The sequence below is a fragment of the Streptomyces antioxidans genome (assembly GCF_000968685.2).
In the GTDB taxonomy this organism is placed as follows: Bacteria; Actinomycetota; Actinomycetes; order Streptomycetales; family Streptomycetaceae; genus Streptomyces; species Streptomyces antioxidans.
Map to the genome: position 1 here is coordinate 38,211 of NZ_LAKD02000101.1, position 20,776 is coordinate 58,986.

20 protein-coding genes and 1 pseudogene are annotated in these 20,776 nt (G+C 70.9%); 11 read left to right on the forward strand and 10 right to left on the reverse strand.

All coding sequences use genetic code 11. The features are described 5' to 3' along the window. Positions 1 to 6 precede the first annotated feature (6 nt). Entirely contained in the window at positions 7 to 189 is a 183-nt protein-coding gene (locus tag VT50_RS29750; RefSeq protein WP_046087324.1) for a DUF6104 family protein, read from the forward strand. Positions 190 to 314: 125 nt separating this feature from the next. Here VT50_RS29750 and VT50_RS29755 read toward each other — a convergent pair whose 3' ends face one another. Further along, on the reverse strand, positions 315 to 1,130 hold the full coding sequence (locus VT50_RS29755) for an AfsR/SARP family transcriptional regulator (protein WP_046087323.1): 816 nt from the start codon (positions 1,128 to 1,130) through the stop codon (positions 315 to 317). A gap of 22 nt (positions 1,131 to 1,152) precedes the next feature. Beyond that, a complete protein-coding gene (locus tag VT50_RS29760) occupies positions 1,153 to 1,836 on the reverse strand; it encodes a TetR/AcrR family transcriptional regulator (RefSeq protein WP_046087322.1) in 684 nt (227 codons plus the stop codon). 162 nt (positions 1,837 to 1,998) lie between these two features. Between VT50_RS29760 and VT50_RS29765 the strand changes: the two genes are divergently transcribed. Continuing rightward, on the forward strand, positions 1,999 to 2,619 hold the full coding sequence (locus VT50_RS29765) for a malonic semialdehyde reductase (protein WP_046087321.1): 621 nt from the start codon (positions 1,999 to 2,001) through the stop codon (positions 2,617 to 2,619). Positions 2,620 to 2,723: 104 nt separating this feature from the next. On the opposite strand, the gene VT50_RS29770 is transcribed toward VT50_RS29765, so the two are convergent. The 3 genes from VT50_RS29770 to VT50_RS29780 are packed head-to-tail and all read right to left on the reverse strand — an operon-like array spanning position 2,724 to position 6,982. Beyond that, positions 2,724 to 3,122, reverse strand: a complete 399-nt coding sequence (locus VT50_RS29770; protein WP_046087320.1) for a nuclear transport factor 2 family protein — start codon at positions 3,120 to 3,122, stop codon at positions 2,724 to 2,726. 34 nt (positions 3,123 to 3,156) lie between these two features. Then, positions 3,157 to 4,080, reverse strand: a complete 924-nt coding sequence (locus VT50_RS29775; protein WP_240529368.1) for an NAD-dependent epimerase/dehydratase family protein — start codon at positions 4,078 to 4,080, stop codon at positions 3,157 to 3,159. 34 nt (positions 4,081 to 4,114) lie between these two features. Beyond that, the gene (locus tag VT50_RS29780; protein ID WP_240529369.1) at positions 4,115 to 6,982 is read right to left on the reverse strand and encodes a non-ribosomal peptide synthetase; all 2,868 of its coding nucleotides are present in this window, start codon (positions 6,980 to 6,982) and stop codon (positions 4,115 to 4,117) included. A gap of 414 nt (positions 6,983 to 7,396) precedes the next feature. On the opposite strand from VT50_RS29780, the gene VT50_RS29785 reads away from it, so the two are divergent. The 3 genes from VT50_RS29785 (at position 7,397) to VT50_RS29795 (ending at position 10,649) form a co-directional block, all read left to right on the forward strand. Next, on the forward strand, positions 7,397 to 8,290 hold the full coding sequence (locus VT50_RS29785) for a DUF4097 family beta strand repeat-containing protein (protein WP_046087317.1): 894 nt from the start codon (positions 7,397 to 7,399) through the stop codon (positions 8,288 to 8,290). After that, positions 8,290 to 9,366 carry a PadR family transcriptional regulator gene (locus tag VT50_RS29790; protein WP_046087316.1) on the forward strand — a complete coding sequence of 359 codons (1,077 nt, stop codon included), beginning with the start codon at positions 8,290 to 8,292 and terminating at the stop codon, positions 9,364 to 9,366. Before VT50_RS29785 ends, VT50_RS29790 begins: the two co-directional genes overlap by 1 nt. A gap of 524 nt (positions 9,367 to 9,890) precedes the next feature. Next, positions 9,891 to 10,649, forward strand: coding sequence for an antibiotic biosynthesis monooxygenase (locus tag VT50_RS29795; RefSeq protein ID WP_046090241.1), 759 nt, complete (start codon positions 9,891 to 9,893; stop codon positions 10,647 to 10,649). Between the two features lie 52 nt (positions 10,650 to 10,701). Here VT50_RS29795 and VT50_RS29800 read toward each other — a convergent pair whose 3' ends face one another. Next, positions 10,702 to 11,664: a zinc-binding dehydrogenase gene (locus tag VT50_RS29800; RefSeq protein ID WP_046090249.1), complete on the reverse strand. Its 963-nt coding sequence runs from the start codon at positions 11,662 to 11,664 to the stop codon at positions 10,702 to 10,704. Positions 11,665 to 11,910: 246 nt separating this feature from the next. After that, positions 11,911 to 13,152: an NAD(P)-dependent malic enzyme gene (locus VT50_RS29805; protein WP_046090240.1), complete on the reverse strand. Its 1,242-nt coding sequence runs from the start codon at positions 13,150 to 13,152 to the stop codon at positions 11,911 to 11,913. A 512-nt stretch (positions 13,153 to 13,664) separates the two neighbouring features. Here VT50_RS29805 and VT50_RS29810 point away from each other — a divergent pair. From VT50_RS29810 to VT50_RS29820, 3 genes are read left to right on the forward strand one after another with little or no spacing between them, the layout of a single operon-like run. Continuing rightward, positions 13,665 to 14,618, forward strand: a complete 954-nt coding sequence (locus VT50_RS29810; protein WP_046090239.1) for an ABC transporter substrate-binding protein — start codon at positions 13,665 to 13,667, stop codon at positions 14,616 to 14,618. Positions 14,619 to 14,661: 43 nt separating this feature from the next. Beyond that, the gene (locus VT50_RS29815; RefSeq protein ID WP_046090238.1) at positions 14,662 to 15,600 is read left to right on the forward strand and encodes an amino acid ABC transporter permease; all 939 of its coding nucleotides are present in this window, start codon (positions 14,662 to 14,664) and stop codon (positions 15,598 to 15,600) included. 5 nt (positions 15,601 to 15,605) lie between these two features. Next, positions 15,606 to 16,358 carry an amino acid ABC transporter ATP-binding protein gene (locus VT50_RS29820; RefSeq protein ID WP_046090248.1) on the forward strand — a complete coding sequence of 251 codons (753 nt, stop codon included), beginning with the start codon at positions 15,606 to 15,608 and terminating at the stop codon, positions 16,356 to 16,358. Between the two features lie 102 nt (positions 16,359 to 16,460). Here VT50_RS29820 and VT50_RS29825 read toward each other — a convergent pair whose 3' ends face one another. Beyond that, on the reverse strand, positions 16,461 to 17,237 hold the full coding sequence (locus VT50_RS29825; RefSeq protein WP_046090237.1) for a class I SAM-dependent methyltransferase: 777 nt from the start codon (positions 17,235 to 17,237) through the stop codon (positions 16,461 to 16,463). Positions 17,238 to 17,353: 116 nt separating this feature from the next. Here VT50_RS29825 and VT50_RS29830 point away from each other — a divergent pair, with 116 nt between their 5' ends. Further along, complete coding sequence (locus tag VT50_RS29830; RefSeq protein WP_046090236.1) at positions 17,354 to 18,013, forward strand: CGNR zinc finger domain-containing protein; 660 nt, start codon at positions 17,354 to 17,356, stop codon at positions 18,011 to 18,013. Positions 18,014 to 18,117: 104 nt separating this feature from the next. On the opposite strand, the pseudogene VT50_RS41460 reads toward VT50_RS29830, so the two are convergent. Then, positions 18,118 to 18,378 (reverse strand): annotated as a pseudogene (locus tag VT50_RS41460) (S24 family peptidase); the annotation flags it as partial. Positions 18,379 to 18,538: 160 nt separating this feature from the next. Between VT50_RS41460 and sodN the strand changes: the two are divergent. Beyond that, positions 18,539 to 18,934 (forward strand): superoxide dismutase, Ni, encoded by a 396-nt coding sequence (sodN, locus tag VT50_RS29840; RefSeq protein WP_046090235.1) that lies wholly within the window; start codon positions 18,539 to 18,541, stop codon positions 18,932 to 18,934. A 114-nt stretch (positions 18,935 to 19,048) separates the two neighbouring features. Here the strand turns inward: sodN and VT50_RS29845 are convergent, their stop codons facing one another. Continuing rightward, positions 19,049 to 19,609 (reverse strand): TetR/AcrR family transcriptional regulator, encoded by a 561-nt coding sequence (locus VT50_RS29845; protein ID WP_046090234.1) that lies wholly within the window; start codon positions 19,607 to 19,609, stop codon positions 19,049 to 19,051. Between the two features lie 132 nt (positions 19,610 to 19,741). Here VT50_RS29845 and VT50_RS29850 point away from each other — a divergent pair, with 132 nt between their 5' ends. Continuing rightward, positions 19,742 to 20,677 (forward strand): NmrA family NAD(P)-binding protein, encoded by a 936-nt coding sequence (locus tag VT50_RS29850; RefSeq protein ID WP_046090233.1) that lies wholly within the window; start codon positions 19,742 to 19,744, stop codon positions 20,675 to 20,677. Positions 20,678 to 20,776 lie beyond the last annotated feature (99 nt).

The window sequence follows — 20,776 nt, forward strand, 5'->3', positions numbered from 1 at the left end:
CGACCCTTGTACTTCACCGATCGCGGTATCGAGGAGCTGGAGCAGCGGCGCGGCAGTGAGGAGGTCACCTTCGAGTGGCTGGCCGAGCAGCTGCGGGCGTTCGTCGACCTGAACCCGGACTTCGAGGTTCCTGTGGAGCGGCTGGCGACCTGGCTGGCCCGGCTCGACGAGGAGGACGACGATCTCTGAGGACGGCGCTGCCTGAGGGCACGACGTCTAAGGGGCATGGCGTCTGAGGGCTGTGCGTTCCGCGGGACCGCGTTCCGCACACCCGCGTTCCGCGATGCCGCGCGGCCCTGTGGGCCGCCCGCCCCTCACGCCACCACCGGCCCCCGCCCCGGCGCCCCCGCCTCGTTGTCCAGCCGGGGGTCGGACACCAGCACCGCCTGCTGGAGCCGCTGCAGCTTCACCGAGGGCTCGAGCCCCAGCTCCTCCGTCATCGCCGTCCGCAGCCGCTGGTAGACCGTCAGCGCGCGGGTGCGCTGGCCGGAGCGGTGGAGGGCGAGCATGTACTGACCGTGCAGGCCCTCGTGGAAGCGGTGCTCCACGACCAGCGAGGCGAGGTCGCTCAGCACCTCCAGATGGCCGCCGAGCCGCAGCCGGGTCTCGATGCCGCGCTCGGTGACCGTGAGCCGGGACTGCTCCAGCCGGGCGACCTCCGCCTGCAGCGGCCGCCCGTGCGGGGTGACGTCGACCAGGGCCGGGCCCTGCCAGAGGGCCAGCGCCCGCCGGAAGGAGGTGTCCGCCGTCCGCTCGTCGCCGGCCTCCAGCGCGCCTTCGCCCGAGGCGACGAGGTCGCGGTACTCATGGACGTCGAGCTCGCCGGGGCTCACCACCATGGCGTAGCCCCCGGGCCGGGTCTGCAGCACATCCCGGGTGACGGCGGCCGATGGCATCCCCAGCCCCTCGGCGAGCAGCTTGCGCAGGTGCAGGATGTACGTCTGGAGCGTGGTCGGCCCGGTGCGCGGCGGCTGATCGCCCCACAGCTCGGCCATCAACGACTGCACCGGCACCATCCGGCCCGCGTTGAGCAGCAGCAGGGACAGCACCTTGCGCGGCTTCATCGCGCTGGGCACTCCGGACCCGGCGCCGAGGCCGAGTGTCAGCGGTCCGAGCACGCTCACCCGCATGGGTGGCACCTCTCTTCGGGCTTCATGGGCGGTACGCACGCACGAGCAGGTCGGCGGCGCACTCGCAGACGGCCGTGGCCTCGTCCTCGGCGAGCGGACGGGTGCCGTACATCGACTGGTAGAGCCCCTGTTGGACGATCAGGGCCACGAACTGGCGGGCGGCGGCGGCCGGATCGGGCACGCTCAGCTCGCCGCTGCCGGTGCGCCGGGCGAGCATCCCGGCGAGGTACGCCACCAGTTGCTGGGGCTCCCCCTCCGCGCACGCGGGGCGCAGCGAGGGATGGCGGGCGACCTCGGCGATGACCAGGCGGCGCAGCGCGGAGGCCCGCGCGTCGAGCAGTACGTCGAGCACCCGGTGGCCGAAGGCGCGCAGCGCGCTGCGGGCGTCGCCGCAGTCGTACGCCTCGGGGGCCCCGGGGCCGTCCGGCCCGAGGGCGTACGGGGAACCGGCGGCGAAACCGGCCGCCACCCGCTCCCGCTCCTCCTCGACGGCGGCGATGAACAGCCGCTCCTTGTCGCCGAAGTGGTTGTAGACGGTCTGCTTGGACACGCGGGCCTCGTCCGCGATGACGTCCACGCTCGCCCGGTCGTACCCCTCGCGCAGGAAGACGGCCACCGCCGCCTCCACGATCGCCTGGCGCTTGGCGGGCTGGGGGCCCACCGGCCGCCCCGCCGCGCCGCGCCGGGAACCGCTGTCCGTCCGCAACGGCCCAACCTCCTCGCTCCGAGCCGGTCTTGCCCTCGATGGACTAGTGAGTCTAGCCTTCGTTCACCGCAATGGACTAGCCCGTCTAGTCCAATTAATTCATCGGCGGGTCACGTCGTTTCACCATCACTTCACAAACCACCGCGTCACAAGGAGAGCTCGATGAGCGCACCGGAGAGCAGCGAGGCCCTGGGCCCCCTCACCCTGGCCCCGGAGGCGCAGCGGCAGCTGTTCCTGGAAGCCCGTACGGCCAACACCTTCACCGATGAGCCGGTGACGGACGAGCAGGTCCGCGCGATCCACGAACTGGTCAGGTACGCCCCCACCTCGCTGAACCAGCAGCCGCTGCGGGTGGTGCTGGTGCGCTCGCGGCAGGCGCGCGCCCGGCTGGTGTCGCTGATGACGGGGCGGAACCAGGAGAAGACGGCCAAGGCCCCGCTGGTGGCGGTGCTCGCCGCGGACCTGGACTTCCACGAGGAGCTGCCGCGGCTGGTGCCGTTCATGGAGAATCCGCAGGCGTTCTTCGCCGACCCCGAGGTCCGGGAGGGGTCAGCGCGGTTCAACACCGCGATCCAGGTGGGTTACTTCATCCTGGGCGTGCGCGCCGCGGGGCTCGCCGCCGGGCCCATGATCGGCTTCGACCACGAGGCCGTCTCCAAGGAGTTCTTCGAGGACGGGCGGCACTCGGCGGTCTGTGTGGTCAACATCGGCAAGCCGGGCCCGGACGCGTGGATGGGGCGGCTGCCGCGCCTGGAGTACGACGAGGTCTTCCGTACGGTCTGAGACATGAAATCCGGGGCCTGAGAGCTGGGGCCCGGCGGCCGCCCGCTTCCGTGCCTTCTGGGCGCGGGAGCGGACGGCTGCCATGCGCCGGTCAGCTCTCGATGTCAGCTCTCGATCAGTTCGTGGAACGCCACCGTGTCGAAGATGTCCTCCATCCTCGCCGCCTTGCCGTCCCGCATCGTCCACGAGTGGACGAAGTCCAGCGTCACGGTCCTGCCGCTCCGCGAGGTCACCTCGCGGGTGCCGAACACCACGACCCGGTCGCCCTGTTCGATGAACTCCCTCGGCGCGAGCCTCATCCCGCCCAGCACGGTCGGCACCCGGGCGAGGAACTCCCTGATCCCCGCATGGCCCAGCTTGGTGCCGCCGAGCCCGTACTTGGCCATCCCCTCCGGATGCACCCACTCCACATCGGGGTGCAGACCCGAGAGGATCCCGTCGATGTCGCGGTCGCGGAAGCCCGCGTAGGAGGCGCGGATGGCCTCGATGTTCGGTGATGCCATGGTCGCCACTCCTCAGACGGCGGGGTGCCGGGGCTTAAGACGGAAGGTGCTCGGGGTGGAGCGCCTGGAGGGTGCGCCGTACGCCCTCGCGCCACGGCACCCGGCAGGGGCCGGTGATCTCCCGCCGCCGGGCGGGGTCGAAGCGGTAGGTCTCCCGGGTGACCTCGCTCGGCACGAGCCGGGCGGTGACCCCGGTGAGCTCCTCCAGGTGGCGCACGCAGTCGGTCATCCCGACCGCCTCGTCCCCGCCCCAGTTGACCAGCGTGGCCGGGGTCGACGCGGCCCTCCAGAGAGGGGGGACATGGGCGATGAGGTCGTCGGTGTGGAGGAGCGAGCACCAGTTCTGGCCCTCCCTGGGCACCGGTATCGGCTCGCCCGCGAGCATCCGCTCGAAGTAGAGCATCGGGACCCCGCCGTAGCCGCCGGGGCCGTAGGCGATGTTGAGCCGGGCGATGGTCGTCGGCAGGTCCAGCACCTGGGCGAACGCCCGTACCGCGCCCTCCGCGGCGATCTTGCCCACCGGGTAGGCGGGCAGCCAGTCGGCCACTCCGTCCACGGGGTCGTCCTCGGTGTAGGCGTGGTCGAGCGTCTGCCGCTTGTAGAGCGCCCCGGTGGAGACGAAGAGGAACGCTTCCGCCGCCCGGCAGTGGGACATCAGCCGGCCGGTGGCCACCGAGTTGACCTCGATGGCCGCGTTGACATCGCCGTCCTCGCCACGGCGCACCGCCGAGTGGAAGACATGGGTGAAGTCGTCCGGCAGCCCCTCGTACGCCGCCTCGCGCGGGTCGTTCATGTCCCAGTGGAATGTGGTGATCCCGTGGCCGTTCAGCTCCTTCTCGACTCCCGGGGTGCCGAACCGGCCCAGACACCACACCTCGTTGCGCCCGGCCAGTGCCTCGGCCACCGGCCGGGCGACCTGTCCGGTGCCGCCGGTGACCAGGATCTTCTTGCCTTCCACCCTGCTCGTCTCCTTGTGCCTGGCCCTCACGGGTCTATGACCGGCCATTGGCGCGGGCCCGGTCGGCTTCGTCCAGCGCGCGGTCGAGCTCCCCGCGCAGCACCGCCTGGAAGGCCGCGACATGCCGCGGGCCCATCAGCGTGTAGTGCTCACCGGGTACGTCCAGATACCGGTTGGGCTCGGTGGTGTACTCGTCCCACCGGCGCAGCTCGTTCGCCAGCCAGTCCTCCTTGGTGCCGCGCAGCGGGATCGCGTAGAAGACCGTCATGGACCGGGTGGTGCCACTGGGGTGGTAGTCGCGGCCCAGGGCGGTGAGGCCATGGGCCAGCTCCGCCCAGGCGGTGAACGTGCCCAGGTCCAGGTCGAGTTCGTCCAGCCGGGCCGGCGGGGCGATCCGCAGCAGCCGCGCCAGCTGCTCCTCCTGGGGCAGCGGGCGCAGTTCGGCGGGGAGGTCGAGCGACTGCTTCTTGTTGATCAGGTCCAGGAAGAAGGCGAGGTTGGTCGCCGTCTCGGTGAAGTCGAGCTCGTCCATGCGGTACTTGATGTGCGGCGGAAGGTTGAAGCTGCCGACGAAGTCGACCCGCTCGCCCCGGGCCTCCAGCGCCTTGGCGATCTCGAAGGCCACGGCGCCGCCGTAGGAGTATCCGGCGACGGCGTAGGGGCCGTGCGGCTGGCGGGCGCGGATGGCCTGCACATAGCACTCCACCATCTCCTCGAAGCTCGCGAAGGGCTTCTCGCCCTCGTTGAAGCCCCGGGCGCGCAGTGCGTGGAACGGCCGGTCGCCGACGAAGTACTTGGCGAGGTTGACGAAGACCAGGACCTCGCCGACGCCGGGGTGGACACAGAACAGCGGGGTCTTGTCGCCGCCGGACTGGAGCGTGACGACCGGGTCGTACCCCGCGGAGCCGGGCGCGCCGCCGCCGTCGAGCCGGGCGGCGAGCTGCCGCACCGACGGCGCCGTGAGCACCATGATGACCGGCAGGTCCGCGATCCCCAGACGCCGGTGGACCTGGCGCCGCAGCCGCAGGATGTCCAGCGAGGTGCCGCCCAGGTCGAAGAAGCTGGCGGTGGCGCTGATCCGCTCCGCGGTGATGTCGAACATCTCGGCGTAGATCCCGGCGAGGATCCGCTCGGTCCCGCCCTCGGGCGGGGTGTGGCCGCCGAGCCGACGGGTGGTCAGCTCCGCGACCCGCTCGATGACGCCGTCGTAGCCGCCGGACTCCAGGCGCTGGCGCATCCGGCGGCGCAGCGTCTTGCCGAGGCTGGTCTTGGGGAAGGCGTCCTTGGGCAGCGGCAGGATGAGGGAGGGCCGGAAGCCCCAGTGGATCACCACGGTGGAGCGCACCGCGGTGATCATGCGGTGCAGCCCGGCCTCGTCGTCGTCCGCGGGCTCGGGGCTGACGGCGATGACCAGCTGTTCGGTGTCGCTGCCCGGGCGGCGGGTCGGGAACGCCGCGACATAGCCGCTCGCGACATCGTCCAGCTGCTCCAGGGCGGCCTCCAGCTCATGGCTGAAGTAGTTGACGCCATTGACGATGACGCTGTCCTTGCTGCGGCCGACGAGGGTCAGCCGGCCCTCGTCGATCCGGCCCAGGTCGCCGCTGCGGAACCAGCCGTCGGGGGTGAAGGCCTCCTCGGTGGCCTCGGCGTCGTTGTAGTAGCCGGGGGTGATCATCGGGCCGCTGAGCTGCAGCTCGCCGATCTCGCCCTCGGGCAGCGCCCGGTGGTCGTCGTCGGCGACGCGGATCCGCAGCCCCTCGACGGGGGTGCCGAGGTTGGCGAACTCCTGGCCCGCGTCGGCGGCCGGGAACGCGGGGTTGTAGACGCTGCCCGCGCAGGTCTCGGTCATGCCGAAGGCGGGCCAGAGCGCGGCCTCCCGCAGGCCGTACGGGGCGTAATGGGCCAGGAATGCCTCGCCGGTCGCGACGACATTCGCCTCACCGCCGCTGACGATATGGCGCAGCGCGCTCAGATCGAGCCCTTCGCCGCCCGCGGATATCTCCTCCGCCACCTCGTGGGCGGAGGAATTGAGCGGACCGAGGAGGAAGTTCGGCGTAAAGGTCATCGTGACCTTGTGGCGGGAAATGATCCGGAGGAACCTCAGTGGCTCCTCAAGAATGACCGCGGCCTCCGCGTGCAATTGCTCGGCGCCCACGTACAGCGGCAGCATATGCGCTTCCAGAAGCGCGGCCACATGGTCGTAGGAAATCCAGTTGAACGTGGTGTCGGCGGCGGTGAGCCGCTGCTTTTCCGCCTTTCCCGCCATCGCGGCCAGGATATTTCCATGCGTCAGCATGACCGCTTTCGCATTCCCGGTGGAGCCGGAGGTGAGCACCAGCAGGGCGAGGTCGTCAGGGGCCGCGGAGTGCACGACGGGCGGGGCCGCGGAGGGCGCGGCGTCCCGGGTCGCGGGGTGCGCGGCGGGCGGCTGCCCGGGCTTGGCTCCGGAGGTGCCTCCGGCCTTCCGCAGCTCCGCCACGACGGCCACCGCGAGCCCGGGCACCTCGGGCAGCTCGGCCCGCATCGCCTCGGTGGTCACCAGCAGCGGACCGTCCAACAGCTGGTTGACATGGGCGAGTTGGGCCGCCCAGCGGGCCGGGTCGCCGGAGACCGGCACCATGGGGCAGGGCACGAAGCCGCCCAGCAGACAGGCCCAGAAAACCGTCAGGAATTCCGGCTGGCGGTCCAGCAGCAGGGCCACCTTGTCCCGCGGCCGCAATCCCCGGTCGCGGAGTGCGGAGAGGAGCCCGAGCGCCGATTCCAGCAGTTCCGGATAGGGCTGCCGTACGGATTCACTCGCGGTGGGTCCGAGCAGATAGCGCACTCCCGAATGGGCATGCTCGCGGGCCGCCCGCAACAACAGCCGGGCAACCGAGTTCGGCCCCGCTTCTTCCGGTGGCATCGAGGTATTCCAGGGTTGTGACGTCATCCCCCCACGGCCCCTTCTTCCTTCCCGCTTCTGAGGCCACGAAGGTAACAGTCCCGAACATACGTATCCATAACGCTCTACCAGGACTCTAGCGAGGCCCTAGCGGAATTTCTCAGACCGGAGGGGTTTCTTCAAAAGGCGATTCAGCCCACAGAGAAACGATGGTTGCGGCATGCATCTTCTACCGCCGTGTGCGATTACACACGGGCCACGGGACAAGATCAGGAGCGGAGCAGGGGCCGGAACTGGGCCCAGGGATGGGACTGGGGCCGGACCGGACCAGAACCGGGCTTGACTCCACGAGACCGCGATATATCGTGTTGTGCAGGAGACACGATATGTTGCGTCCAGATGGCGCGTCGTACGTCCAGCCAGGGGAGGCCAGGGATGTCAGCCCGATCACAGTGGTCGATCAACGCGCCACAGAAGCTCACCCTCGACGACCCGGTGTCCACGCTCGACGTCCAGATCGCGGGCGGCACGGTCAATGTGGTCGGCGCCGCTCCCGGCCCCGCCCGCCTCGAGGTCTCCGAGATCAACGGCCCGCCGCTGAAGGTCACCCACAGCGACGGCACCCTGAGCGTCGGCTACGACGACCTCCCCCGCAAGGGCCTCCGCAAGTGGCTCGGGCATTACCACCGCACCGCCCATGTCACCCTCACCGTGCCCCTCGACACCAGCGCCACCGTCGGCGTGATCGAGGGCTCCGCCGTGGTCTCCGGGCTGTCCGGCCGTGCCGAACTGCACGGCGTCTCCGGCGACTTCACCCTGCTCGGGCTGACCGGCCCGGTCCACGCCGACACCGTATCCGGCCGGGTCGAGGCGCAGGCCGTCACCGGCGAGCTGCGGTTCCACTCCGTCTCCGGCGACCTCACCGTGATCGAGGGCTCCGGACCCTCGGTACGGGCCGAGTCGGTCAGTGGCGATATGGTGCTCGACCTGGCCCCCGCCCCCAAGTGCTCCGACGTCTGCCTGACCACCGTCTCGGGTGAGATCGCCATCCGGCTGCCGCACCCCACCGACGCGGAGGTGGAGGCCAACACGGCCAGCGGGTCGGTCTCCAACGGCTTCGACGATCTGCGGGTCACCGGCCAGTGGGGAGCCAAGAGGATCACCGGACGGCTCGGTACGGGCAATGGCAGTCTCAAGGCCACCACCGTCTCGGGCGCCATCGCGCTGCTGCGCCGTCCGCCGTCCGAGGGCGACACGGGCACCACCGACGGCACGGACTCCACCGGCGGTACGGACACCACCGACGGCACCCAGGGAAAGGTCCTCTGATGGCCCCCGTATTCGCCCACGGCCGACTGCGCCTGTATCTGCTCAAGCTGCTCGACGAGGCGCCGCGCCACGGCTATGAGGTCATCCGTCTGCTGGAGGAGCGGTTCCAGGGGCTGTACGCGCCCTCGGCGGGCACCGTCTATCCGCGGCTGGCCAAGCTGGAGGCCGAGGGTCTTGTCACCCACACCACCGAGGGCGGCCGCAAGGTCTACTCCATCACCGACGCCGGACGCGCCGAACTGGCCGACCGCAGCGGTGAGCTGGCCGATCTGGAGCTGGAGATCCGCGAGTCGGTCGCCGAACTCGCCGCCGAGATCCGGGAGGACGTCCGCGGCTCCGCGAGCGATCTGCGGCGGGAGATGCGGGAGGCCGCCCAACAGGCCCGCGCCTCCGGCGGCGCCCAGGACAAACAGGCCCCGTGGGAGGGGACATGGGGCGACAAGGAGACCTGGCGGCAGGCGAAGGAGGAGATGCGGCGCGCGAAGGAGGAGTGGAAGGAGCAGGCGCGCCGGGCCAAGGAGGAGAGCCGACGGGCCAGGCAGGACGCCCAGCGCGCCCGTAAACAGGCCAGGGACGCGCAGGACTTCGCGCGCGAGGAGGTCCAGCGGATCGCCCGGCGGGTCCAGGAGCAGACGCAGGAGCACATCCGGGCGGGCGACTGGCAGCGGGCGGTGCGCGAGGGGCTGGCCGAGGTGTCACGCGGCATGGGCCGGATCTCCCGGCCGGGCACCTCGCGCTCGGACTGGGGCTGGGACGACGGGATGTCCGGACCGGACGTCACGGTCGAGCGGGCGGACACGACGAAGCCGGAGCGCGGCAGCACGGAGCAGAAGCCGACCACCAAGGGCGGTGGCGGCGGCGCGGCCGGGGTGCGGGAGCCCGAGTGGGCCAGGGACTTCACCCCCTCCGGCGCCCCCGCCCGCGATGTGGAGCGGCTGCTCGACCGGTTCCGGGACGATGTCCGCGATGCGGCCCGCGACCATGGGGTGACGGAGGCCCAACTGGCCGAGGCCCGCGAGCACTTGGGGGTGGCCGCGGCACGGATCGCGGCGCTGCTGCGGGGGGACGGGGGGTAGGTGCCCTGTCGGGCGGGCCGTGGGACGCCTGCGGCGGGCCGTCCCCCTCCCCTCCCCGCCCCTTCCCACAACTGGGGCTCCGCCCCAGCCCCCGGCTCCAGGGACACCGATCCGCGGCCCCGCCGCATGCGGAACACCGCCCCCTCCCGAGGCACCGGCTTGCACCTCCGCCGCACGGCAGGGCCCCGAGCAGTGCTCCGCACCAAGCCCCCACCCGGACACCGACCGCGACTCCGCCACATGCGGAACACCGCCCCCCTCGCGCCGCCGGTTTGCGGCTCCGGCCCTGAGCCTCGGGGTCCAGGGGCGGAGCCCCTGGTCACGGGAAGGGGCGGGGAGGGGAAAGGCCACACCGCCCACAAGCGGAGCCGCACCTCCCCACAGCCCGCGCGGCTGCCGCTTGACTTGAACCGCGGTTGAGGTTTCAGGATCGGAGCCGGAGGGGCGTACCACGGGGGAGCGCGCCCCTCCTCCGGCCCGCTCGGCTCCCCGACGTCCCCGTCCCCAACCGCGAGGAGACTGCCATGTCCGCCCCGGCCAGCTCCGGACCGCTGCCCGACCTCGCCCGGCCCGATGTGGGCGCCGCACTGTTCAGCACCTGGAGCGTCGGCACACCGGAACGGCAGCTGGCCACGGTCGACGCCATCGCCGCCGCCTGGGACAGCCGCCCCTGGCCCACGCCCGGGCTGCTCTCGTACAACCTCTACGCGGGCACGGACGGCGACACTCTGATGCACCACTCCCAGTGGGCCGACGAGGCCGCGTACCACGCCTTCTTCCGGACCCAGCGCCAGCAGCGCAATGACGCGGTCGACAGCGCGGTCCCGGACATCAAGCGGCTCGGCCTCGCGTACTACCGCCACTACCGCGGCTTCCGGGCACCGGCCACCGTGCAGCCCGCCGCACAAGCCGCCATGGCGGACCCCGGGCTGTTCGTCGTGGTCGAGATCGACTTCAATGACCCCGATCCCCGGGCCCGCCGGACCTGGGTGGACCTGGTCATCGAGGCCCTGGAGAGCGAGCCCGACCCGGGCCTGCTCTCCGCCGACTTCCATCTGATCGCCGACGGCGAGCGCCATCTGTCCACCGACCGCGCCCGGGTGCTCAACTACGCCCACTGGACCGGCACGGCGGCGTACGAAGCGGCACTGGCGGCCGACGGGCCGCGCGGCGGCGGCTCGTCCGCCTGGGACCGGGTGCGCGACTTCCCCGCCCGGGTGGGCGCCTCGTCCCGTTCCTATCGATTCCGGCGGAGCTTCGTACGGCCCCCGTCGGCGACATAGCCATGGGCGCCGTAACCGGAATTCCGGGAATTCACGCCCGTCAGCCCGACATTCAGACCGTCAGCACGACCTTGCCGAAGAGATCGCCGCCCGCCATCTTCTCGAACCCCTCGCGGGCCCGGTCCAGCGGCAGCACCGTATCGATCACCGGCCGTACCCCGCGCGCGGCGCAGAAGCTCAGCAGGTCCTCCAGCTCGTCCTTCCCGCCCATCGTGGAGCCCACGACCTTCAGCTCCAGGAAGAAGATCCGGTTGAGCTCGGTGGCCTTCGGGTTGGGGCCGCTGGTGGCGCCCGAAATCACCAGCGTGCCGCCGGGCTTGAGGGACTTCACCGAATGCGACCAGGTCGCGGCGCCCACCGTCTCGATCACGGCGTCCACCCGGCGCGGCAGCCGCTCCCCCGGCTCGTACGCGCCCTCGGCGCCCAGCTCGACGGCCCGGGCCCGCTTGGCCTCGTCGCGGCTGGTGGCCAGCACCCGCAGCCCAGCCGCCGCGCCCAGCACGATCGCGGCGGTGGCCACACCGCCCCCGGCGCCCTGGACCAGGACGCTGTCGCCGGGGCGCACCCCCGCGTTGGTGAACAGCATGCGGTACGCGGTCAGCCAGGCCGTGGGCAGGCAGGCGGCCTCCTCGAAGGAGAGCTCCTTGGGCTTGGGCAGCACATTCCAGCTGGGCACGGTCACCTTCTCGGCGAAGGTGCCCTGGTAGCGCTCGGTGAGGATGGAGCGGGGCTCCTTCGGGCCGACGCCGTGTCCGCTCTGGCCGATGACGGAGTGGAGTACGACCTCGTTGCCGTCCTCGTCGGTCCCGGCCGCGTCGCAGCCGAGGATCATCGGAAGCGACTCCTCGCCGAGGCCCACGCCGCGCAGTGACCACAGGTCGTGGTGGTTGAGCGAGGCGGCCTTGACGTTCACGGTGGTCCAGCCGGGCCGGGCCTCCGGCTCGGGGCGCTCCCCCAGTTCGAGGCCGCTCAGCGGCTGGTCACGGTCGATACGTGCGGCATAGGCAGCGAACATGATCCCGACCTTAGGCCGCGGGGCGACCCCGCGGAACCGCACCACGGTGTGACCCCGCTCGCCCACCGGGCACGGACAGCGCACGGGCCGGGCCGCCCCTCCGACTGAGGGGCGGCCCGGCCCACGGCCCGCATCGGCACAAGGTCCGTACGAGCACCCAGCCCGTACGAGCACCCAGCCCGCATCGGCACCACCCGTAGCGCCACCCGGACGCGCCCAAACACCACCCGCGCCCCGGGCAGCGCGTCAGCGGCGGGCGACACCCTCCGCACGCGCGGCCGCCGCGACGGCCGCGGTCACCGCGGGGGCGACCCGCTCGTCGAACGGAGACGGGATGACCTTGTCCGCGCTCAGCTCGTCGGCCACCACGGCGGCCAGCGCCTCGGCGGCGGCGAGCTTCATGCCCTCGGTGATCCGGGACGCCCGGACCTGGAGGGCGCCCGCGAAGATGCCGGGGAAGGCGAGGACGTTGTTGATCTGGTTCGGGAAGTCGCTGCGCCCGGTGGCGACCACCGACGCGTACTGCTGGGCGACCTCCGGGTGGATCTCCGGGTTGGGGTTGGCCATCGCGAAGATGAAGGCGCCCGGCGCCATCTTGGCCACCGCGGCCTCAGGCACCGTGCCACCGCTGACGCCGATGAAGACGTCGGCCCCGTCCAGCGCGCCCTCCAGGGACCCGGTGAGCCCGGCCTTGTTGGTGAAACCGGCCAGCTCGCGCTTGACGTCGGTGAGGTCCTCGCGCTCCGGCGAGACCACGCCCTTGCGGTCGCACACGGCCACATCGCCGATGCCCGCCTCGGTGAGGATCCGGGCGATGGCCACACCGGCGGCGCCCGCCCCGGAGATGACGGCGCGCAGCTGCCCCAGCGCACGGTCGGTCAGCCTGGCGGCGTTGCGCAGCGCGGCGAGGGTGACCACCGCCGTGCCGTGCTGGTCGTCGTGGAAGATCGGGATGTCGACCCGCTCCTGGAGCCTGCGCTCGATCTCGAAGCAGCGGGGCGCGGAGATGTCCTCCAGATTGACGCCGCCGAACGAGGGCGCCAGCCGGGCGACGGTCTCCACGATGTCGTCCACGTCCCGGCACTCGAGCGCGATCGGCACCGCGTCCACACCGCCGAACTGCTTAAAGAGGATCGCCTTGCCCTCCATCACCGGAAGAGACGCCTCCGGACCGATGTCACCGAGCCCCAGCACCGCGCTGCCGTCCGTTACCACGGCGACGACCTGTGACTTCCAGGTGTAGTCATGGACGAGCTCGGGCTGCTCGGCGATCGCGCTGCACACCTTGGCCACGCCCGGCGTGTACGCGAGGGACAGATCGTCCCGGTCGCGCACGGGCACGGTCGCCTGGACGGCCATCTTGCCGCCGCGGTGCAGGGCGAACGCCGGATCGAAGGGCTCCCCGTCGGTCACGCCGCCGGCTCCTTCACCGCCGCCGATGCTGCCGCTTGTGCTGTCGCTGCGAGGATTGACCATCTCCGCTGCCACTGTTTTGACCCCTTTGTCGTTTTTCTGTCGAGGGTATCCGCCCCAGGTTCGGAGCGGGCGGGCACCGCGTCGTCCCATTCAGCGGATGACCACCGCATGGGTGTGGGTACGAACGCCGGGCGCGTCGCACACGCGCCCTGAGCCCCGGGTGAGGGGTGTAGCCGTCTGTTCTACCTGAAGCGCGCGCCGAGGGACGAGCGAGTTCTGGTGCCATGACGCCGGAGAACCAGGCATTACGCCTGAAGGCGGGCGAAGCTCTAGGGAAAGTCCATGGCGCCGTCACACGCTGTTCTCCGCGTGATCATGAGCCCGCCCCGCGCCACCGGCCACCGCTGTCCGGCCGGTACCGCTGTCCGGTTGTGCACCACGGGGATCGCCCGTTATCCGATTTTGACATGGCCAGCGGCCCGTAGGGGCCCGACCGATGGCAAGATGCCCCAATCACACGAGATCGCGACACCCACAAACGTGTTCCCGAGATCTCGCCCCCTCACCCTGCCGGAGGAACCAGCATGACCGCCTGCTTCACGCCCCGTGGGGCCACCCTGAAGTCCCGGATGGCTCCCCTCGGCGCGATAGCGGCGGTAGCCGCCCTGCTGCTGACGGGCTGCGGCGATCAGACCAACAAGGCCACGGGCGGGTCCAACAGCGACTCCGCCCCGCTCTTCAACCAGCTGCCCAAGGAGATCCAGAGCGCCAAGGTGATCAAGGTGGGCTCGGACATCAACTACCCGCCGGTCGAGTTCAAGAAGGGCGGCGAGGTCATGGGCATCGACCCGGACATCGCCGACGCGCTCGGCAAGCAGCTCGGGGTGAAGTTCGAGTTCAACAACGCCACCTTCGACACCCTGCTCTCGGGTCTGCGCTCCAAGCGCTACGACATCGCCATGTCGGCCATGACCGACAACAAGGGCCGCCAGGACGGTGTCGACCCGGACACCGGCAAGAAGGCGGGCGAGGGCGTCGACTTCGTCGACTACTTCACCGCGGGTGTCTCGATCTACACCAAGAAGGGCGACACCAAGGGGATCAAGACCTGGGACGACCTGTGCGGCAAGAAGATCGTCGTGCAGCGCGGCACCGTCTCCCACGACCTGGCCAAGGCCCAGTCGAAGACCTGCCAGAAGGACGACAAGGGCAAGATCGCGATCGAGGCGTTCGGCAATGACACCGAGGCCCAGACCCGGCTGCGCGGCGGTGGCGCCGCCGCGGGCGCCAGCGACTTCCCCGTAGCCGCGTACGCGGTGAAGACCTCCGGCGGCGGCAAGGACTTCCAGCTCGTCGGCGATCAGGTGGAGGCGGCCCCGTACGGCATCGCCGTCGCCAAGAAGAACACCCAGCTGCGCGATGCGCTCAAGCAGGCCCTCGCCCTGATCATCGCGAACGGCGAATACGACAAGATCATCGCGAAGTGGGGCGTCAAGGACGGCGCGGTCACCAAGGCCATCATCAACGGCGGCAAGTGATCCGGCCCTCCCCCGTCCGCGCTCGCGCTGAAAGGCACCATCCGTGACTACTAAGATCGAAAAGGCGGGTCCGGTCGACACCCCGCCACCGGCGCCGGAGAGCATCAAGGCCATCCCGGTGCGGCACTACGGCCGCTGGGTCGCCGCGGTCCTCGCCATCGCCCTGATCGCCCTGCTGGTCTCGGCCTTCGCCCGCGGTGACGTCAACTGGGGCGCCATCCCTGACTACTTCTTCGACGGCGAGGTCCTCAGGGGCGTTCGCAACACCGTCTGGATCACCATCCTGTCGATGGTGCTCGGCGTGGCCCTCGGCATCATCCTCGCGGTGATGCGGCTGTCGAAGAACCCGGTGACCGCCTCCATCGCCTGGGGCTACATCTGGTTCTTCCGCGGTACCCCGGTCTACGTACAGCTGCTGGTCTGGTTCAATCTCGGCCTGGTGTTCGACTACATCAACATCATGCCGATCTACAAGGACGAGTGGTCGGACTTCATGACCCCGTTCCTGGCCGCCCTGCTGGGCCTGGGCCTGAACGAGGCCGCGTACATGGCCGAGATCTGCCGGGCGGGCATCCAGTCGGTCGACGAGGGCCAGTCCGAGGCCGCCCAGGCGCTCGGCATGAGCCACGCCAAGACGCTGCGTCGGGTGGTGCTGCCGCAGGCGATGCGGGTGATCGTGCCGCCGACCGGCAATGAGTTCATCAACATGCTCAAGACCACCTCGCTGGTGATCGCGGTGCAGTACTGGGACCTGCTCCAGGCCACCTCGGAGGTCGGGCAGAACTCCGGCGCCACGGCGGAGATGCTCTTCCTCGCCGCCGCCTGGTACCTGATCCTCACCTCCGTGCTCAGCGTCGGCCAGTACTACCTGGAGCGGTACTACGCGCGCGGCTCGAGCCGCAGCCTGCCGGACACCCCGCTGCAGCGGATCCGGGCCAATCTGCTCTCCCTCAGCAACCGCTCCGGAGGTGTCGGCGCATGACCGCCATGGTGAAGGCCGAGGGCGTCCACAAGTCCTTCGGCCCGGTTCAGGTCCTCAAGGGCATCGACCTCGAGGTCGCCCCGCGCGAGGTGTTCTGCCTGATCGGCCCGTCCGGCTCCGGCAAGTCCACCTTCCTGCGCTGCATCAACCACCTGGAGAAGATCAACTCCGGGCGGCTGTACGTGGACGGCGAGCTGGTCGGCTACCGCCAGAAGGGCGACAAGCTCTACGAGCTCAAGGACCGCGAGGTCGCCGAGAAGCGCAGCGACATCGGCATGGTCTTCCAGCGCTTCAACCTCTTCCCGCACATGACCGCGCTGGAGAACGTGATCGAGGCGCCGGTCCAGGTCAAGCGGGAGTCGAAGGCGGTGGCGCGGGAGCGCGCGCTGAAGCTGCTTGACCGGGTGGGCCTCGCCGACAAGGCGGCCAACTACCCCTCCCAGCTCTCCGGCGGCCAGCAGCAGCGCGTGGCGATCGCGCGGGCGCTGGCGATGGAGCCGAAGCTGATGCTCTTCGACGAGCCCACCTCGGCGCTCGACCCGGAGCTGGTCGGCGATGTGCTCGATGTGATGCGCGGGCTCGCGGAGGACGGCATGACGATGATCGTCGTGACGCATGAGATGGGCTTCGCGCGCGAGGTCGGGGACTCGGTCGTCTTCATGGACGACGGCGTGGTGGTGGAGTCCGGGCATCCGCGGGAGGTGCTGACCAATCCGCGGCACGAACGGACGAAGTCGTTCCTCTCCAAGGTGCTGTAGCCGTTTCCACGGCGCTGTGGTCGCTGGCAGGCCGCGGTGCGGACCGCGCGAGGGCGGTACGGGCGAGTGCCCGTACCGCCCTCGCGACGTCCGGCCCCGGGATCACTTCAGCCCGAGCACCATCGCGTCCGAGGGCGAGCACCAGACGGCCCGCGCCTCCCCGAAGCCCGCCGCGCGCAGGGCCTCGACATGCCAGGCGACGGGCTGTGTCTCCCCGTCCGCATGGTCCCCGTTCGCCGGATTGCCGAAGATCGCGAACCGCTCGGCCACCGGCCCCGCCAGCGTCTCGTCCCGCGCGGCGGTCTGCCACCAGTCCACCCAGTCCTGGGCGCCCTCGGCCCTGGCCCGCGCCCGCCGCGCCTCCTGGTACGCGTGGTCGGCGGCGTTCAGCCGGGGCGTGGCCGGATCGGGCATGTGGTCGGCGTTGAGGAACACCCCGCCCTCCCGCACCACGCCCGCGATCCGCCCGTACAGCGTCCGCAGCTCGTCCGAGCGCAGCCAGTGGAGCGCCGTGGCGGTCAGGACGGCGTCGTACGCACGGTGCGGCAGCCGCTCGGTCCACTCCGGGTCGCGCAGATCGACGGTCAGGAACTCGGCGCGCGGCTCGGCCGCGAAGTGGCCGCGGGCGATCGTCAGCAGCGCGGGGTCGAGGTCCACACCGGTGCTGGTGGCGCCCGGGAACCGGCGCAGAGCCCGGTCCGAGATACTGCCCGTGCCACACGCCAGGTCGAGGATCCGGGGCTCCGGGCCGACGACGGCCTCGACCGCGTCGAGCATCACCCGGAACCGCTCCTCACGATCGGGGAGGTACCACTCCTGCTGCCGGTCCCAGCTCCGCTGCCACGCCTGCCAGTCCGCCACGGCGACGGTGTCCGTCATCGAGCCCTCCAAGCCATGCGTCATCGTCCCGGCGCAGCCGCCCGTAATACCCTGGTGGGCAGAACGCCTCTTACCTGACCTGATCTGACCCTAGACCGCCACCGTAAGGACCACAAGTGGAATTGGCTTATTACTCGGATCTCGCCGTGCGCCTGGTCAACAGCGAGGAGCCGAGCCGCGGCACCGACACCCTGACCTCGGTGGAAGCCGTACGGGCGCTCTTCGGCGAGAGTCAGCAGGCCCGGCGGACGACCGACGCGGATGTCACCCGGCTGAGGTCGGTCAGGGCCCGGCTGCGTGCGGTCTTCGAGGCGGCGGCGGGCGGCGACGAGGTGCTGGCGGTGGATCTGCTGAACGCGCTGCTCATCGAGTTCCCGGTCAGTCCGCAGATTTCCGGCCATGAGACCCGCGACGAGGACGGCCGCCCCGATTGGCATATGCATATCGCGGACTACGCCGCCAACGCGGGCGCGGGCTACGCCGCGACCGCCTCGATGGGCCTGGCCTTCCACCTCACCGAGCTGGGCGCCGACCGGCTGGGCATCTGTGAGGCGTCACCCTGTCGTAACGCCTATCTCGACACATCGACAAATCGTTCCCGGCGCTACTGCTCGGACCGCTGCGCCACCCGCGCCAATGTGGCCGCCTACCGCGCCCGCAAACGCCTGGACGCCGAGCGGACGGCCGGCGCCGAGCGCAGCCGCCGCCAGGACCGCGAACCCACGGGCCGTACGGCGGACACCGCCCAGGAGACCAGCCGGGCCATCGACCGCTGACCACCGCGCCCGGCGCTCCGCGGCGGCCGCAGCCGCACCCAGGCCCGGGCCACCACCAGCTCGTCCGGCACGACGCCGAACTCCCGGCTGTCGTTCTCCACATACGGGTTGTCACCCATGACCCACCAGCCGCCCTCGCGCCGCTCCACCGCGCGCTTGACGATCAACAGATCCTGCCGGAACGGATGGCGCAAAACCACCACATCCCCCGGCCGTACGGGCGCGCCGTAGCGCACCACCAGCTGGTCGCCGGGGTACAGCGTCGGCTGCATCGACGGGTTGTACACCTCCGCGAGCCCGATCCGCAGCAGTCCGCGCTGATCGCGGTCCGGCTCCTGCCCGCGATCGCCCAGCTGCTCCCGCATCACGGCACCTCCGGTCCTCACCCTGCACCCCTCACGATCCCAGGCATTCCAGCCCGGCACTGGACTTTTGACCTAAGCCCCCCGGGGCACCCGAGAAAAGCCTTCCCTCACGGAGTAATCTCGCACCTGAGAAGACGATCACGAATGGAAGGACAGCTCTATGCTCTCCCGCCTGTTCGCCCCCAAGGTTCAGGTCAGTGCCCACTGCGACCTGCCCTGCGGTGTGTACGACCCGGCCCAGGCCCGCATCGAAGCCGAGTCCGTCAAGGCCATCCAGGAGAAGTACCAGGCCAACGAGGACCCGCACTTCCGCGCCCGCGCCACCACCATCAAGGAGGAGCGCGCGGAGCTCGCCAAGCACCACATCTCGGTGCTGTGGAGCGACTACTTCAAGCCCCCGCACTTCGAGAAGTACCCCGAGCTGCACCAGCTGGTCAACGACACCCTCAAGGCCCTGAGCGCGGCCAAGGGCTCGACCGACCCGGCCACCGGACAGAAGGCCCTGGACTACATCGCCCAGATCGACAAGATCTTCTGGGAGACCAAGAAGGGCTGACCCCGCCCTTCCCCAGCACCACCAGACCGCACCCGAGCCGCCCCGAGTGGCCCGGGTGCGGTCTTCTTCGTTGTGAATGTGCTTGCCGGGCGCCGGGGTTGAAGCGGCGGCGCCTCATCCCGGCGGGCTGATGCCCGTCACGGTCAGGTGCAGCAGGCGGGTCGCCTCGGTGGCGGGGTCGGGGTGGTGTTGGGCGGCCAGGGCGATGCCCGCGATCAGGGTGACCAGGTCGACCGGGGTCACGCCGGGGGGTACCGCACCGGCCTGCTCGGCTCGTCGTAGGAGGGGTTCGCCGGCCTCGGCGAGGGGGGTTACGCAGGGGTTCGCGTGGTCCGGGTCGAGTTCCCCGGCCCGTAGGAGTGCGGTGGCCAGGCCCTGCACCGTGGCGGAGTAGACGGTGAGGGCGCCCAGCCAGTCCAGCAGGGCGGCCCGGATGTCGTCCGCCTCCGACAGCTCGTGGGCGCGGGTGGCCAGGGCTTGGATGCGTTCGCGGAAGACCGCTTCCAGCAGGGCGTGCCGGGTGGGGAAGTGGCGGCGCACGGTGGCCGAGCCGACTCCGGCGGTGCGGGCGATCTGTTCCAGTGAGGCGTCGGCGCCGTGGGTGGCGACCTCCTCCTCGGCGACGGCGAGGATGCGCGCGTAGTTGCGCCGGGCGTCCGCGCGCTGGGCGGGCATGGCGTCACCTCCGGGTTGCTAAGTGGCGGGGCCCTCCGTATCGTACCGAGTGATAAGTGGCGGGGCCCGCCGTTTGGTCTTTCCAGTCGACTTGTCGATGAGTCGATTTCCTTCTGCCCGAGGAGCTGCAGCATGACCGTGGAACCCCCGACCTCCGCCCCCGTCCTCGTCACCGGTGCCACCGGGCAGCAGGGCGGCGCCACCGCCCGCGCCCTGCTCTCCGCTGGCGTTCCGGTGCGGGCCCTGGTCCGCGATCCGTCCGGCGAGCGGGCCAGGGCCGTGGCGGCGCTCGGTGCCGAGCTGGTCACCGGCGATCTGCTCGACCTCGGCTCGGTGCGGCGGGCCGCCGAGGGGGCGCGTGCCGTCTTCTCGATCCAGATGCCCGATATGAACGATCTCCAGGGCGACTCCGAGTGGATCCAGGGCCGGAACCTGATCGAGGCCGCGCGGGACGCGGGGGTGGCCCACTTCGTGCACACCTCCGTCTCAGGCGCCGGGCAGCACCACACCGCGCCCGGCTGGGCCGAGGGCCGCTGGGCGGCGATGGAGCACTACTTCGCGACCAAGAGCGGCCTCCAGGACCGGGTCCGGGAGGCGGGCTTCCGCCACTGGACGCTCCTCAAGCCCGCCTTCTTCATGGAGAACTTCCTGTCCCTGCTCCCGAACGGCCCCGAGGGCGGCCTGGCCACCGTCCTCGAGCCCGGCACCAAACTCTCCCTCATCGCCGTCGCCGACATCGGTACGGCCGCCGCCGCGGCCATCGCCGAGCCGGAGCGGTTCCACGAGGTCGAGCTGGAACTGGCGGGCGACCACATGACCATGACCCGGGTCGCCGAGGTCCTGTCCGAGGTCACGGGCACCACGCTGACCGCCCCGTCCATGACCGTGGACGAAGCGCTCGCCGCCGGGATGCCGGAGTGGGGCCTCGGGCACGAGTGGCTGAACGCGGTCGACCAGCCCGCCCGTCCCGAGTTCGCGCGGGCCCTCGGTCTCCCGCTCACCGGCTTCGCCGAATGGGCCCGGCGCCATCTGCGGCCCGCACGGCCCGCGCGCCCCGCAGTGGTCTGATCCGGGCGGCGGCCACCGTGGTCCGCATGGCCTGAATGGTCTGAATGGTTCGCATGGCCCGTACGGGTCGTACGGCTCGCACCGCCTGCACGGCTCGTA